Below are 14,678 nucleotides of genomic sequence, written 5' to 3'. Positions count from 1 at the left end.
TCAGCCTCGAACCCGCGAGGATGCCCATGGATCGCCACGCCCAACATCACCCCCGGAGCCGCGCCTGCGTGCTGCCCAACGGCCTGCGCCTGCACCTGACGCATGACCCGGCGGCATCGCGCGCCGCTGCCTGGCTGCGGGTGGCGGCGGGCAGCCACGACGAGCCGAACGCGCATCCCGGCCTGGCACACTTCCTCGAGCACCTGTCGTTTCTCGGCGGCGCGGCGTTTCCCGGCGACGAGCGCCTCATGCCGTGGTTGCAGGTGCGCGGCGGCCAGGTCAACGCCAGCACCCGGGGCAGGACCACCGACTATTTCTTCGAGGTGACGGCGGAGCACCTTGGCGCCGGTCTGGCACGGCTGATCGACATGCTCGCCCGCCCCTTGCTGGACATCGATGCGCAACGGCGCGAGCGCGAAGTACTCGAGGCCGAATACCTGGCGCGCTCGGCCGACGAACAGACCCTGATCGACGCGGCGCTGGCCCTCGGCCTGCCCGCCGGGCATCCCTTGCGGCGTTTCGTTGCCGGGCGCCGCGACAGCCTGGCCCTGGAGAACGATGCGTTCCAGCGGGCCCTGCGCGAGTTCCATGCCGCCCACTATCACGCCGGCAATTGCCAACTATGGCTGCAAGGGCCGCAGGCACTGGACGAGCTGGAGAGGCTGGCGCAGCGTGCCTGCGCCGGCCTGCCGGGCCGCACGCCAGGCGCGAGTCCGCCGCCGCCGCCGTTGCTGCCCTTCGCCGGCGAAGCGCTGGCGCTGCGCCTGCTGGGACCGCCGCGGCTGGTGCTGGGCTTTGCCCTCGACGCTTTGCGGGAGGCCGACGAGCAGACCCTGCTGGCGTTCGCCGAATTGCTCGGCGATCGCTCGCCGGGCGGGTTGCTGGCGGCACTCGGCGAACAGGGCCTGGGCGAATCGGTGGCGCTGCGGGTGGTCCATCGGGACGCGCGGCAGGCGCTCCTGGCGTTGACCTTCGAACTGTTCGACGGCAGCGCGGCGGCGGCGCTGGAGGCGGCCTTTTTCGACTGGCTGGGCGCCCTGCGCGACGATGCCGCCAGCCTGCTGGCGGCGCGCCGGCCGTTGCTGGCGGAGCCCGCTGCACCGCTGGAGCGACTACGCCAGCGCGTTCTCGGCCTGCCAGCGGAGATTCGCCCGGCCTGCCTGGACGCGCTGCGCGCCGACCGTTGCCTGCGGCTGCACCTGGACAGCGAACTCGACGGCGCCGAAGCGCGCTGGTCGGCGGGCTTCCGCCTGAGCGTGGCGCCGGTTGCCGCAGCGCCGCCGCTGGCCGCGCAGCGGCATGCCTGGCGCTTCGAACTGCCGTCGCCGCCGAGTGCCGCCGCCGAGGGCGCGCTGTTCCTGCGCTGGCGCTTTCCCGGCGTGCCCGCACGGTCACGCTTCCTGGCGCTGTACCAGGCGTTGCGTCCGCTGTGCGGCCAGGCGCGCCTGGGGGGTGTGGAGATGGGCCTGGAGGCGCTCGGCGAAGACTGGTCGCTGCGCCTGCTCGGTCCGCGCGATCGCCTCGAGGCCGCCGTGCGCCCGGCCCTGGCCCGGCTCCTCGCGGCGCCGGCCGACTGGCGCGCAAGCGGCGAGCGTCTGTCCTCCGCCGAGCGGCGCCGCAGCGCCACTGGCCTGCCGATCCGGCAATTGCTGGACGCCTTGCCCGGCGTATTCGGCGAGCCGCTGGCGGAGGTCGACGACGACTGGCGGCGGACGCGCTGGGACGGCCTGGTCATGCAGGCCGCGATGCCAGATCCACGATGGATGCCCGGCCAGGCTGCCGGCGAGCGCCTGGAGCCTCTGCCGCCGAGGCCCGGACGGCATCGCCGCGAACTGGCCGTGGACGGCGAGTCGGCGTTGCTGCTGTTCTGTCCGCTGCCCACGCCGGAAGTGCCGATGGAGGCGGCCTGGCGCCTGCTGGCGCGCCTGCACGAGCCAGCTTTCCAGCGGCGCCTGCGCGACGAGCTGCAACTGGGCTATGCGCTGTTCTGCGGCTTCCGCGAGGTCGGCGCCCGGCGCGGCCTGCTGTTCGCCGCGCAATCCCCGCGGGCCTGCCCGGAGCGCCTGCTGGAGCATATGGAGACCTTCCTCCAGCGCTCCGTCGAGACGCTCGCGCGACTGCCGGCGCAACGCCTGGCCAGCCTGCGCGAAGCCCTCGCCGACGACCTGCGTCGAGCGCCGGGTAGCTTCGCCGAGCGAGCACGGCGCGCCTGGGCGGAGCACCTTGGCGGTGGCGCCGGTCGCTCCCGGCTGCTCGCCGAGGCTGCCCTCGGCCTGAGCGGCGACGACCTGCTCGCGGCCCAGGCCCGGCTGCTGGAGGCGCGCGGCGGCTGGTGGGTGCTTTCCAGCCGGCGCTGAAGCGAGCCACGCGGTAACCCGACGACAGCCTTGCCGGCATCACTGCGGCGTTAGGTCGAAAGCCGCGCTGCTTCGGTGGCGCTCCCGCCGCGACCAAGGTTGCGCTACTGCCGGAGGAGCGCTGCCCGCGCCTTGCGCAGCGGCACCCGCGCCCACCATGAAGAAGCGTCGAAGCAGGCCCAAGGAAGCGTATGGCCGGGCTTTCCCGGTTTCGATAATCGGCTCCGCCACGACCGGCCCGGTCGTTTCACCTCGCGGAGTGCGCCATGAACAAGAACAACACCGCCGTTCGCCGAATCCTGCCGCTGACCCTGGCCTCGCTGGGTGCCCTGGGCGGCCTGCAACCGGCCGCCGCCGATATCCTGCTGTACGACAAGGACGAGACCACCTTTTCCACCGACGGCTACTTCAACGCCTTCTACGTCAACAGCGACGTCGACCGCCAGGGCGAGACCTACGATCGCCGCCAGTCGCGGGTGAAGATGGGATTCCTGCCGAACTACATCGGCTTCAACTTCGGCAGGAAGGTCGACGAGCTGAGCCTCGGCGGTCGCGCCTCCTTCTGGGTGACCATCAACGACAGCGAGACCGACGGCACCGATACCGCCATCGACGTCCGTCAGTTCTACGGCACGGTCGCCGGCGACTGGGGCGAGGTGCTGATCGGCAAGGACTTCGGCCTGTTCTCGCGCTCGAACATCTTCCTCGATGAACTGCTGGCCGGTTTCGGCAACCCCAGCGACACCCTCGGCCTGGTGGACGGCAAGGGCGTCTCCTTCGGCAACATCGGTACCGGCTATCCGTACCCGTTCCCCACTTCGCAGATCACCTACCGCAACAACAACCTGCTGCCCGGCCTGCGCATCGCCGTGGGCATCCTCGACCCGATCGACTCCAACCAGATCGACAAAGACGCCAGCGACGGCCTCGACGACAAGGCCTACCAGGACAACCCGCGCTACGAGAGCGAGGTCAGCTACCAGTTCGACCTGGCCGGGGCGCAGGTCTACAGCTGGATCAACGGCGGCTACCAGACTTCGAAGAACACCAGCGACAGCGTCGACAGCGTGACTTCCAAGGGTGTCGGCTATGGCTTGCAGGTGAAGATGGGCGGTTTCTCCGTGACCGGTTCGGGGTTCACCGCCAAGGGCATCAATCCCTTCTTCACCAACAACGCCGGCGAAGCCGCGCTACGCGAGGTGGACAGCCGCGGCGCATTGCTGCAGGGCTCGTACTCATGGGGCAAGAACCGCCTGGCGCTGTCCTACGGCAAGACCGTCGACGACGGCAACGGCCTGGGTTCCGCGGCCGACTACGAGAGTCGCGGCATCGCCTATTTCCGCACGATCAACGACAACCTCAAGCTGGTCGCCGAACTCAACCGCTACCGGATCGACGGGCGCGACGGTGCCGCGCTCGACGAGGACACCGACACCGTGGCCCTCGGCGCCGTACTGAACTGGTGATACCGCTACTTTCGAAGGACCCCGCCGCGACCCAAGTAGGATAGGGGCCGCGGCGGCGCCCTTCGTAGAATGCTGGCGAGGCGGAACGACGGGGGAGCGGGCATGTACGAAGGGCAGGGGGAAGGGGTCTGCAGGGGTATGTCCAGCGCCCGCGACGTCGAGGTGGTGGCCCAGGACCTGGCGCGCCAGCTTATCCATCCGCACCTGGGCTTCGTGCTGTTCTTCTGTTCCGCGGAATACGACCTGCCGGCCCTTGCCGAGATGCTCGAACGCTACTTCGGCGGCATCGACCTGGTCGGCTGCACCACAGCCGGCGAGATCACTCCGGCGGGCTACGGGCGCGGCTGCGTCAGCGCGGTGGGCTTCGACGTGCGCAGCTTCGCCATCAGCAGCGCGTTGATCGACGAAATGGAGCGCTTCAGCCTGCTGGACGCGCAGCAGATGGTCGAGACCCTGGTGGCCGGCTGTCGCCGCGGCGGCCTGGCGCCGATCAAGGACCACAGTTTCGCCCTGACCTTGCTCGACGGCCTGTCCAGCCGCGAAGAGGTGGTGCTCGCCGCGCTTGGCGCGGCGCTCGGCGCGATCCCGCATTTCGGCGGCTCGGCCGGCGACGACCGGCACCTGACCCACACCCATGTCTACCACCAGGGCCAGTTCCATACCGGGGCGGCAGTAGTGGTGCTGGTCAACACCTGGCTGGACTTCGAGGTCTTCACCACCCATCACGTGGTGCCGCGCGCCGAGAAGCTGGTGGTGACCCGCGCCGACAGCGGCAGCCGACGGGTCCACGAACTCAACGCCGAGCCGGCGGCGCTGGAATATGCCCGGCTGGTCGGGGTGGCGCCGCAGGCGCTGGATTTCGCCCTGTTCTCCGCGCATCCGCTGGCGGTGCGGGTCGACGAACGCTATTACGTGCGCTCGATCCAGCAGGCCAACGAGGACCTGAGCCTGACGTTCTACTGTGCGGTGGAGAACGGCATCGTCCTCACCGCGATGAGCACCGGCCCGCTGTTGCCCAACCTGGAGGCGCAGTTCCGTCGCCTCCACGAGCGCCTCGGACCGCCGTTGCTGACCATCGGTTGCGACTGCTTCCTGCGGCGCCTGGAGCTGGAGGTCGGCGGCGACACGCAAGCTACCGCCGCGTTTCTCCGCAGCCAGCAGGTGATCGGCTTCAACACCTACGGAGAGCAATTCAATGGCATGCATATCAACCAGACCTTCACCGGGGTCGCCATTGGCCGACCCCGCGGAGGTGTCCGTCGCTGAGCTGCAGGCGCGGGTCGTCGCCCTCGAAGAAGAGCGGCACAAGTTGCAGCGGATCAACCAGGCGCTGATCGGACGCATCGAGTCGAGCGCCGCGCAGAGCGACGATGCCTACGGCGCCTTCCAGTATTCCGTGGTGCTGGCCGAGCAGGTCCGCGAGCGCACCGACGCGCTGAGCCAGGCAATGCTCGAACTGAAGGCCAGCAACCAGTTGCTCAGCGACGCCCGTCTGCGTGCCGAGACCGCCCACCAGCATCTGCTCGACGCCATCGAAAGCATCTCCGACGCCTTCGTCCTGTTCGATCCGCAGCAACGCATCGTATTGTTCAACGAGCGCTTCCGCGCGCTGTGGGTCGACAGCCGGGCACGGATCGGTCCTGGCATGCGTCGCGCCGAACTGCACCGGCTGGCGCGTAGCGGCGGGCTGATCGTCGAGGAGCAGCGCGGCGGCGACCAGCAGACCCTGTACCGCCTGCGCGACGAGCGCTGGCTGCGGATGAGCGAGCGACCGACCCGCGACGGCGGGCTGGCGGTGCTCTACAGCGACGTCACCGAGATCAAGCTCAGCGAGACCGCGCGCCGCGAGCAGGCGCTGGCGCAGAAGTCGCACCTGTTGCAGCGGGCGGTGGACAATCTCTCCCAGGGCGTGGCGATGGTCGGCGCCGACGGCGTGCTGGAGTTGTGGAACCGGCGCTTCCTGGAGCTCTGCGGGCTGGCCCCGATCGCCGGGCACCGGGCCTTCGCCGAAGTCATGGCGGAGAGCGAACTGCCGTTGCTCACGCCGCGCAGCCGGGACTCCCAGGGGAGTCCGCTGAGCGCCCGCGAGCAGCGCCTGTTCGATGGCCGGGTGCTGGAGATCCGTACCCACGCGCTGCCCACCGGCGGCTTCGTCAACACCTTCACCGACATTACCGAGCGCTATCGCCACGCCGAGGCGTTGCGCGCCAGCGAGCGCTGGATCCGCCTGATCACCGACCAGGTGCCGGCGCTGATCGCCTATCTCAGCGACGAACTGGTCTACGAATTCACCAACAAGGTCTACGAGGAGTGGTACCGCTGGCCCAGCGGCTCGATGCTCGGCCGCTGCCTGCGCGACGTGCATGGCGCCGAGCACTGCCGGCGCCTGGAGCCGTACTTCGAGCGGGCCCTGGCCGGCGAAAGCGTGACCTTCGAGATCGCCGAGACCGCGTTGTCCGGCGAGGAACGCTACATGCAGCGCTCCTACGTGCCGAACCGCCAGGCCGACGGCAGGGTCGCCGGGCTGTTCGTGCTGATCCGGGATATCACCGAGCGCCGGCGTACCGCCGAGGCGCTGCACCAGGCCTACCAGAACCTCGAACAGCGGGTGCGCGAGCGGACCGCCGAACTGACCACCCTCAACGACCAGTTCAAGCGCGAGATCCATGAGCGCAGCCAGGTCGAGGCGCGCCTGCGCGAGGCCAAGCGCGAGGCGGAGCAGGCCAACCTGTCGAAGACCAAGTTCCTCGCGGCGGTCAGCCACGACCTGCTGCAACCGCTGAACGCCGCGCGGCTGTTCACCAGCGCCTTGCAGGAGCGCGGCAGCGCGGCACGGGACAACGAGGCGCTGGTGAACAACATCAGTCATTCACTGGAGGACGTGGAGAACCTGCTCGGCACCCTGGTGGACATTTCCAAGCTGGACGCCGGCGTGATCACCCCGGACATCGCTCCGTTCGAGCTTGGCGAACTGCTCGGCAACCTGGCCGCGGAGTACCGCCAGGTAGCCGCCAGCGAAGGGCTACGCCTGGACTTCGTGGCCTGCGGGGCGCTGGTCCGCAGCGACCAGCAACTGCTCGCGCGAATCCTCCGCAACCTGCTTTCCAACGCCATTCGCTATACCCCGCGAGGGCGCGTGCTGCTGGGTTGCCGCCGGCATCGGCAGCGCCTGTCGATCGAGGTCTGGGACACCGGGGTGGGCATCGCCGCCGACAAGCTCGGCGAGATTTTCCAGGAATTCAAGCGCGGCGAGTCGCAGCGTTGCCACCAGGACCGGGGGCTCGGCCTGGGACTGGCGATCGTCGACAAGATCGCCCGCATGCTCGGCCACCGGGTCCGGGTCGGCTCGCTGCCGGGCAAGGGCTCGTGCTTCGCCATCGAAGTGCCGCTGGCCCGCCATGCCCCGCGCAGTCGGGCCGAGCCGCTGGCCAGCGCGGACGACCTGCGCGAGCGCCTGCGTGGTTCGCGGGTGTGGGTGCTGGACAACGATGCGGCGATCTGCGCAGGCATGCGCACGTTGCTCGAAGCCTGGGGCTGCCGGGTGGTGACGGCGCTGTCGGAGGAAGACCTGGCGCGACAGGTCGACAACTACCATGCCGAGGCCGACCTGCTGATCGTCGACTATCACCTCGACGACCAGCGCAACGGCGTCGACGCGGTCGCCGCGATCAACGCCCGGCGCGGCTCGCCGCTGCCGGCGCTGATGATCACCGCCAACTACAGCAACGAGCTCAAGCAGCAGGTCCGCGAGCTTGGCCATACCCTGATGCACAAGCCGGTGCGGCCGATGAAGCTGAAGACCGCGCTCTGCCACTTGCTGGAGCGCGAAGCCTCGGCCTGATTCAGGCGCCTTCGCGCGCCGCGCGGCCCAGGCGCGGTGCGAGGATCAGGGCGATCCCGCCGAGCACCGCCAGGGTCGCCGGCGGCAGTCGCGGGGCGAGCGGCTCGCCGAGCAGCAGGGCGCCGCAGAGGGCGGCGAGCACCGGCACGCTGAGTTGCACCGAGGCGCCCTGGATCGCCGTCAGCCCCGGTAGTGCGCCGTACCAGACGGCGTAGCCGAGGCCGGAGGCGAAGGCGCCGGAAAGCAGCGCATAGGCCAGTCCGGCGCCGTCCAGCCGCAACTGCCCGTGGAATGCCAGGAGCAGCAGGGCGGCGAAGGCAAGGGCACGCAGGAAGTTGCCGGCGCTGACCGCCAGCGGATCGCCGCCGCCGCGGCCGAGCAGGGTATAGAGGCCCCAGGCGAGGCCGGAGAGGAGCATCAGCAGGGCACCGCCCAGCGGCGGCGCGCTGGCTCCGGGGAGCAACAGGAACAGCAGGCCGCCCAGGGCCAGCAGGAAACCGAGCAGCGCCTGTCCGCCCAGCCGTTCGCCGCGCAGCAGGCCGGCCAGCAGCAGGGTGACCTGTACCGCGCCGAACAGCAGCAGCGCGCCGGTGCCGGCGTCCAGCTGCACATAGGCGTAGGAGAACGCGGCCGCGTAGACGAACAGCGCCGCCGCCCCGCGCCAGCCGCCGCGCGCGGGCGTGGCCGGGCGCCGGCGCAGATGCAGCAGGACGGCGAGCATGAGGGCGCCGGAGAAGAGACGCAGGGCGGTGAAACTGACCGCGTCGATGGCGGTGTCCTTCAGCGCTGCGCGGCAGAGCAACGAATTGCCGGCGAAGGCCAGCATCGCCAGGACGGTGAGCAGCAGGGTGCGGCGGTCGGGCATCGGCGGGTCTCAGCGGCGCAGGTAGGCGGCGAAGTCGATGTCGCCGGCGCTGAGGATCGCCTGGACCCGGTTGTGTACCTTGAGCTTGCGCAGGATCGCCGAAACGTGCGCCTTCACCGTGGTCTCGGCGATGTCCAGGTTATAGGCGATCTGCTTGTTCGACTCGCCCTTGGTCATCCGCTCCAGCACCAGCAGCTGCTTGCGGGTCAGGGCCTGGAGCAGTTCCGGGGAGATGCCGTGTTCTTCGTGGCCGCTGCGGCGCGGCGAACTCTTCTGGGTGCGGATCACGTCCGAGGGCAGGTAGACGTTGCCGTTGAGGATCTGCTCGATGGCTTCGGTCATCTGCGCGCGCGGCGAGGACTTGGTGATGAAGCCCACCGCGCCGTAGGTGATGGCCTGTAGCACCACCTGCTTGTCCTGCTCGGCGGAGACGATCACCACGGGAATGGTCGGGGCCTCGTTGCGCAGGTTCATCAGGCCGTTGAGGCCGTGCATGCCGGGCATGTTCAGGTCGAGCAGGATCAGGTCGAGGTCGTCGTGTTCCTGGGTCAGGCCCAGGGCGCTGTCGAGGTCGGCGGTTTCCATCACTTCGCTGCCGGGGAATCCGTCGGCGATGACGTTGTGGATGGCCTCGCGGAACAGCGGGTGGTCGTCGGCGATCAGGATCTTGTACATGGCCTGCACCTCGTTATTGTCGTTATGGGCGGCTGGTGGCGGCTCGGGGCACGCGGGCGGATGCGAATGCGCTCACGGTAGCAGTCGTGGGCGCGATAGCCCAGCGGGCGGGCGGAGAAGGCGAGCTCGGTACCGCGGCGGGACCGCCGCAGGGTAGTCGGGCGCTACGCGGGGCAAGGCAAGGCGGGGCATGGCGGCTTCTCGTCGTTTCTTCTTGTATGCGTCATTACAGGGCAGGCGCGCTGCTTTGGAAATTCGACGTCCGGAGGGGTGAACCAGTACCAAAGTAGCAGGACCAGGCGCTTGCGCAGCGCTCCTGCTGCATCGGCGGCGCCCGCAGGGGCGGCTGGAGGCGGGTGGCCGCGCAAAAGTAGCGGCCCGGCAGTACCAAGGTAGTAGCACGCCGTGGCTCCGCGCGTCCTAGCATGCCTCGACAACGACAATGGACAGGAGTCGCCGCCATGCGCATCGCCGTCACCCTGGTGTTGCCCATCCTGCTGATCCTCAGCCTGCTCGGGTTCGATTTTCTCTATTCCCGCCACCTCGGCCAGGAAAGACCCGCCGCCTGCGCCGTCGGACAGGCCTGTCGGATCGCCCCCTGAGCCACGCCATGGATGACCTGCGACCCGCCGGCCCGGCGGAGTACCGCTGGCTGCTCGCCGTGCAGGAGCGCGAGCGGCGCTTGCTGGCCCAGGCGGTGCATGACGATATCGGCCAGTACCTGACGGGTATCCGCACCCAACTGTTGTTGCTGCGCTGTACGGCAGGCGACGGGCAGCCGGCGCTGGCGCGCCTGGAGCGCTACTGCCAGGGGCTGGACGACAGCTTCCGCGCGCTGCTGCGCGGTCTACCGCCGCCGGCCCTGCAACGCCAGTCGCTGGACGAGGCGCTGCGCGCCTGCGTGGCGGACTGGCAGGGAGGCCAGGGCATCGCCTGCGAGCTGCGCCTGGGCGGTCCGCTGCCGCCCCTGGATGCGGCGGCCGGGACGCATCTCTACCGCCTGTTGCAGGAGGCGCTGAACAACGTCGCCCGGCATGCCTGCGCCAGCCGCGTGCGGATCCGCCTGCAACGCCGTGGCGGCTTTCTCTACCTGAGCGTACGCGACGACGGTCGCGGCTGCGCGGCGGACCCGGCCCCCGGCTTCGGCCTGGACTCGATGCGCCAGCGCGCGCGCTGCCTGGGCGCTGAACTGAGCCTGCGCAGCCGTCCCGGACAGGGCCTGGCGTTGCGCCTGCGGATGCCGCTGGAACGCGGCGACTGAGAGGAGAGGACGATGAAGATCCTGCTGGTGGACGATCATTTCGTGGTCCGCGAAGGGCTGGCCGCGCTGTTGCGCGGGCTGCTCCCCGACGTGGAGGTGAGCGAGGCCGGCGATGGCGAAGAAGCCATGCAGGCGGTGCAGCGGGAAATTCCTTCGCTGGTCATCGTCGATCTCGGCCTGCCGGGCATCAGCGGCCTGGAACTGACTCGCCGGCTGCGCCAGCGCCTGCCGCAGTTGCGCGTGCTGTTCTTCAGCCTCCACGACGAACTGGCCCTGGTGCGCCAGGCGCTGGATGCCGGTGCCCGCGGCTACGTGACCAAGCGCGCGGCGCCGACGGTGCTGCTGGAGGCGATACGGCGGGTGCTCGCCGGCCAGCTCTATCTGGAGCAGCCGCTGGCCACGCGCCTGGCCTGCCAGTCGTGGGGAGAGCAGGGCGGGGCAGCGTTGCGCGGGCTGACCCGTCGCGAGTTCGAGATCTTCCGCCTGCTCGCGCGTGGCCTGGCCCTGCGCGAGGTGGCCGAGCACCTGGGGGTAAGCGCCAAGACCGTGTCCAACCATGTCAGCCTGCTCAAGCAGAAGTTGCAGGTGAGCACCCAGGCGGAACTGGTGCACCGGGCCATCGACAGCGGCGTGCTGCGGCTGGGCCTGCCGCTGCCGCTCGCCGAGGAGGCTCGCGGCAGCCTCGGGTAGGGGCGCCGTCGCTGCTGTCCGGCGCTTCACTGCCAGCCCGCGGGGCAGTCCTTGCAACCCTGCATGTTGCTGCCCTGGAAGTTGCCGAAGCGCACCTTGCTGCCGCGCAGGTCGGCATCCTCCAGGTTGGCCTCGGCCAGCTTGACTTCCTGCAGGTTGGCGTCGCGCAGGTCGGCGCCCTTGAGATCGGCGCGGGACAGCCAGGTCATCTCCAGGTCGGCGGCGCGCAGCGTGGCCTGGTGCAGGCGCCCACCGCTGAGACGGGCGAACTCCAGGTAGGCGGCGGTGAGGTCGGCGCCTTGCCACTGGGCGCCCTGGGCGAACAGGCCCCAGGCCTGGATCGCCACCGCCCTGGCGCCGGAGAGGTCGGCGCCGCGCAGGTTGGCTTGCTGCAGGCTGGCGCGGGTGAGGTCGGCGCCACGCAGGTTGGCTTTTTCCAGGTTGGCCAGGTCGAGCCTGGCGTGACGCAGGTCGGCGCCGGAGAGATCGGCGCCGGCCAGGTCGATGCGGCCGAGGTCGAGGTTGCGCAGGTCGGCGCCGCGCAGGTCGGCCTTGGCGCAGCGCGCGCCGGGCTCCAGGCGGCAGCCGGCGATGACGCGGACGTCGTCGTCGATGTCGTCGGCGGCCTGGGCCAGGCCGGCGCCGAGCAGGGCGGCGCAGAGGAGGAAGGTCTTCATCGGGATACTCCGCAGGCGGGGAAAGCCGCGCCCCGCAGGGCGCGGCGCGGGGATCAGCGGCTGGCGGTGCGGTTGTCCCAGCTGGGCAGCTTGAATACCCAGAAGGAACCGCCCTGGGCCACCGGCCGGGTCAGGTCGGCCATGTCGCCGCCCCACAGCGGCACGGCGCCGCCGTAGCCGACGGTCACGCCGAGGTACTGCTCGCCGTCCTGTTCCCAGGTGATCGGTGGCGAGACGATGCCGCTGCCGGTCTGGAATTTCCACAGCTCCTTGCCGCTCTTCGCGTCGAAGGCCTTGAAGTAGCCGTCGCCGGTGCCGGTGAACACCAGGTTGCCGGCGGTGGCCAGCACCCCGGCCCAGAGCGGCAGGTGTTCCTTGTGTTCCCAGACCACCTTGCCGCTGACCGGGTCCATGGCGCGCAGGCTGCCGACGTGGTCGTCGTACATGCGCTTGATCCGGAAGCCCATGCCCAGGTACGCGCTGCCCTTCGTATAGCTGACCTCCTCGGTCCAGTAGTCTTCCTTCCAGTGGTTGGCCGGCACGTAGAACAGGCCGGTGTCCTGGCTGTAGGCCATCGGGTTCCAGTTCTTGCCGCCGAGGAACGGCGGCGATACTTCCACCGCCTTGCCATGCTTCTGCCCCGGTTCCGGCAGCGGCGGGCGCTGGCCCTCGCGCTCCACCGGGCGGCCGGTCTTCAGGTCGATGTGGCTGGCCCAGGTGATGTTGTCGACGAAGGGGAAGGCGTTCTGCAACTTGCCGTTGCTGCGGTCGACCACATAGAAGAAGCCGTTGCGGTCGGCGTGGGCGGTGGCCTTGACGATCTTGCCGTCCTTGGCCTTGTAGTCGAACAGCACCAGTTCGTTGTTGCCGGAGAAGTCCCAGGCGTCGTTGGGGGTGTGCTGGTAGAACCACTTCACCTCGCCGCTGCTCGGGTCCACCCCGACCTGGCCGGAGGTGTAGAGGCTGTCGTAGTCGTGCGGGTTGCCACCCTTGGCGGTGCGCGCCCAGGTGTTCCACGGGCCGGGGTTGCCGGCGCCGACGATGATGGTGTTGGTCTCGGCGTCGAAGCTGGCGCTCTGCCAGGGAGCGCCGCCGCCGTGGCTCCACGACTCGACCTTGCCGGTCGGCGAGTTGCGATCGTCCGGCCAGGAGGGCGCCTTCACGTCGCCGGTTACCGTGCTGTCCTTGCCGTTCAGGCGGCCCATGTGGCCTTCGACGAAGGGACGCATCCAGATTTCCTCGCCGGTATCCGGATCGCGGGCGAACAGGCGGCCGACCACGCCGAACTCGTCGCCCGAACTGCCGTGGATCAGCAGGACCTTGCCGGTCTTGCCGTCCTTCACGATGGTCGGCGCGCCAGTCATGGTGTAGCCGGCGCCGTGATCGGCGAACTTCTTCTTCCACACCACCTTGCCGGTGTTCTTGTTCAGCGCCACCACCGAGGCGTCGAGGGTGCCGAAGAACACCTTGTCGCCATAGATCGCGGCGCCGCGGTTGACCACGTCGCAGCACGGGCGGATGTCGTCGGGCAGGCGGTGGTTGTAGGTCCACAGGCGCTTGCCGGTCTTCGCGTCGAGGGCGAACAGACGCGAGTAGGAGGCGGTCACGTAGATCACGCCGTCGCTGACGATGGCCTGGGACTCCTGGCCGCGCTGTTTCTCGTCGCCGAAGGAGTACGACCAGGCCGGGGTCAGCTTGAACACGTTGTCGGCGTTGACCTGCTTGAGCGGGCTCCAGCGCTGGGCGTGGGTGCCCATGCCGTACTGCAGCACGTCGCCGGTGGTCTTGTCGTCGTTGGCGATGTCCTCCCAGGACACATCCTTGGCCAGCGCGGCGCCAGCGCTGCCCAGGGCGACGGCGAAGGCGAGGCAGTGCAGGCTCGGGCGCAGGAGGCCGGCAGGGGCGGGTGAGGTTCTTGTTGTCATGATCGGGTTCCCGTTTGGAGTGAGGGTCGAGAAACGGCAGGCCGCTGCTCGGGCCGCGGCGGCTTCATGGTGGAAGCGGGGCGCGCCGACGGGAACGGAAGATCGCCCGATTCGTCCGGGAAGACTTCCCGGACGGGGCATGACTTGGACTTGCTGCCAAAGCCCCCCGTAAGGCCTTCCGAGGCTCTACTCCGAAGGGAGTAGGCGAGGACGCCCAAAGCAGGATTCGGGCGCGCGGCGGAGCTTCCTAGGATGGCGACGAGCGCCGTTTGGCGCCCGTGCCTTGTCCTGTCTCCCCGGAGGAATGAAGTGATGAACAAGAACAACGCCTTGCGCGGCCTGCTGGTGCTGGCCGGTCTCAGCCTCTCGAGCCTGGCGCTGGCCCACGGCGACGTGACCCCCCAGGCAGTGGACACCAAGGGACTCGAGCCGCTGGGCAAGGAATGGCGCGACACCAACCCCTACCGCGAGCCCTACGCCAAGCACGACCTCGCCGTCGAGATCGGCGCCTCCGCCTACAACCAGAACTGCGCGCGCTGCCACGGCCTGGAAGCCAAGTCCGGCGGCATCGCCCCGGACCTGCGCCTGCTGGAGACCGGCGCCGAGGGCGACGAATGGTTCAAGGAGCGGGTCATCAACGGCGCGGTGCGCGATGGCGCGGTGTACATGCCGAAGATGGCCGACTTCATCAGCCAGGAAGGCCTCTGGGCGATCCGCAGCTATCTGGAAAGCGTGCACGTCGACGAGTGACGCGCCCGACCCTTCGCCGCCGACCGCGGCGCCCTTGCACGAGTCCGCCGCGCCACGGCGGAACGACCACACAGGAGAGCTTCGCCATGATCTACGCAGCGCCCGGAACCCCCGGTGCCGTCGTCACCTTCAAGCCTCGCTACGGCAACTACATCGGCGGCGAGTTCGTGC

13 protein-coding genes are annotated in these 14,678 nt (G+C 69.6%); 9 read left to right on the top strand and 4 right to left on the bottom strand.

Going from position 1 to position 14,678, the window contains the following annotated elements:
- Nucleotides 1-26 precede the first annotated feature (26 nt).
- From pqqF to nahK, 4 genes are all read left to right on the top strand, one after another.
- Nucleotides 27-2,357: a pyrroloquinoline quinone biosynthesis protein PqqF gene (gene pqqF, locus HMPREF2886_RS11615; protein ID WP_070747382.1), complete on the top strand. Its 2,331-nt coding sequence runs from the start codon at nt 27-29 to the stop codon at nt 2,355-2,357.
- 266 nt (nt 2,358-2,623) lie between these two features.
- Nucleotides 2,624-3,823: a porin gene (locus HMPREF2886_RS11610; protein ID WP_003107001.1), complete on the top strand. Its 1,200-nt coding sequence runs from the start codon at nt 2,624-2,626 to the stop codon at nt 3,821-3,823.
- Between the two features lie 102 nt (nt 3,824-3,925).
- Complete coding sequence (gene nosP / locus HMPREF2886_RS11605; protein WP_003106998.1) at nt 3,926-5,089, top strand: nitric oxide-sensing protein NosP; 1,164 nt, start codon at nt 3,926-3,928, stop codon at nt 5,087-5,089.
- Nucleotides 5,019-7,664, top strand: coding sequence for a hybrid sensor histidine kinase/response regulator NahK/ErcS' (gene nahK / locus HMPREF2886_RS11600; RefSeq protein WP_079387679.1), 2,646 nt, complete (start codon nt 5,019-5,021; stop codon nt 7,662-7,664). The genes nosP and nahK overlap by 71 nt, the downstream gene beginning before the upstream one ends.
- A gap of 1 nt (nt 7,665) precedes the next feature.
- Here the strand turns inward: nahK and HMPREF2886_RS11595 are convergent, their stop codons facing one another.
- On the bottom strand, nt 7,666-8,529 hold the full coding sequence (locus HMPREF2886_RS11595) for a DMT family transporter (RefSeq protein WP_033978649.1): 864 nt from the start codon (nt 8,527-8,529) through the stop codon (nt 7,666-7,668).
- A 9-nt stretch (nt 8,530-8,538) separates the two neighbouring features.
- Nucleotides 8,539-9,204, bottom strand: a complete 666-nt coding sequence (agmR, locus tag HMPREF2886_RS11590; protein ID WP_003107754.1) for a response regulator AgmR — start codon at nt 9,202-9,204, stop codon at nt 8,539-8,541.
- Nucleotides 9,205-9,665: 461 nt separating this feature from the next.
- Here agmR and HMPREF2886_RS34595 point away from each other — a divergent pair, with 461 nt between their 5' ends.
- Genes HMPREF2886_RS34595 through HMPREF2886_RS11580 form a run of 3 tightly spaced genes read left to right on the top strand, consistent with a single transcriptional unit; the run spans nt 9,666 to nt 11,155 of the window.
- Nucleotides 9,666-9,806: a hypothetical protein gene (locus tag HMPREF2886_RS34595; protein WP_003088510.1), complete on the top strand. Its 141-nt coding sequence runs from the start codon at nt 9,666-9,668 to the stop codon at nt 9,804-9,806.
- Nucleotides 9,807-9,814: 8 nt separating this feature from the next.
- Entirely contained in the window at nt 9,815-10,465 is a 651-nt protein-coding gene (locus tag HMPREF2886_RS11585; RefSeq protein ID WP_033973862.1) for a sensor histidine kinase, read from the top strand.
- Between the two features lie 12 nt (nt 10,466-10,477).
- The gene (locus HMPREF2886_RS11580) at nt 10,478-11,155 is read left to right on the top strand and encodes a response regulator transcription factor (RefSeq protein ID WP_033978648.1); all 678 of its coding nucleotides are present in this window, start codon (nt 10,478-10,480) and stop codon (nt 11,153-11,155) included.
- Between the two features lie 26 nt (nt 11,156-11,181).
- On the opposite strand, the gene HMPREF2886_RS11575 is transcribed toward HMPREF2886_RS11580, so the two are convergent.
- Together HMPREF2886_RS11575 and exaA are read right to left on the bottom strand one after the other, a co-directional pair.
- The gene (locus HMPREF2886_RS11575) at nt 11,182-11,832 is read right to left on the bottom strand and encodes a pentapeptide repeat-containing protein (protein ID WP_033973864.1); all 651 of its coding nucleotides are present in this window, start codon (nt 11,830-11,832) and stop codon (nt 11,182-11,184) included.
- 53 nt (nt 11,833-11,885) lie between these two features.
- Complete coding sequence (gene exaA, locus HMPREF2886_RS11570; RefSeq protein ID WP_042166140.1) at nt 11,886-13,757, bottom strand: quinoprotein ethanol dehydrogenase; 1,872 nt, start codon at nt 13,755-13,757, stop codon at nt 11,886-11,888.
- A 312-nt stretch (nt 13,758-14,069) separates the two neighbouring features.
- On the opposite strand from exaA, the gene pedF reads away from it, so the two are divergent.
- Both pedF and HMPREF2886_RS34990 read left to right on the top strand, forming a co-directional pair.
- Nucleotides 14,070-14,507, top strand: coding sequence for a cytochrome c-550 PedF (pedF, locus tag HMPREF2886_RS11565; RefSeq protein ID WP_003088533.1), 438 nt, complete (start codon nt 14,070-14,072; stop codon nt 14,505-14,507).
- A gap of 86 nt (nt 14,508-14,593) precedes the next feature.
- Nucleotides 14,594-14,678: hypothetical protein (locus tag HMPREF2886_RS34990; protein ID WP_239667242.1), on the top strand; the 85-nt coding region annotated here is incomplete at its 3' end.

The sequence above is a fragment of the Pseudomonas sp. HMSC066A08 genome (genome assembly GCF_001813025.1).
Lineage (GTDB): Bacteria > Pseudomonadota > Gammaproteobacteria > Pseudomonadales > Pseudomonadaceae > Pseudomonas > Pseudomonas aeruginosa.
This window is presented reverse-complemented; position numbering and strand designations above follow the sequence as displayed.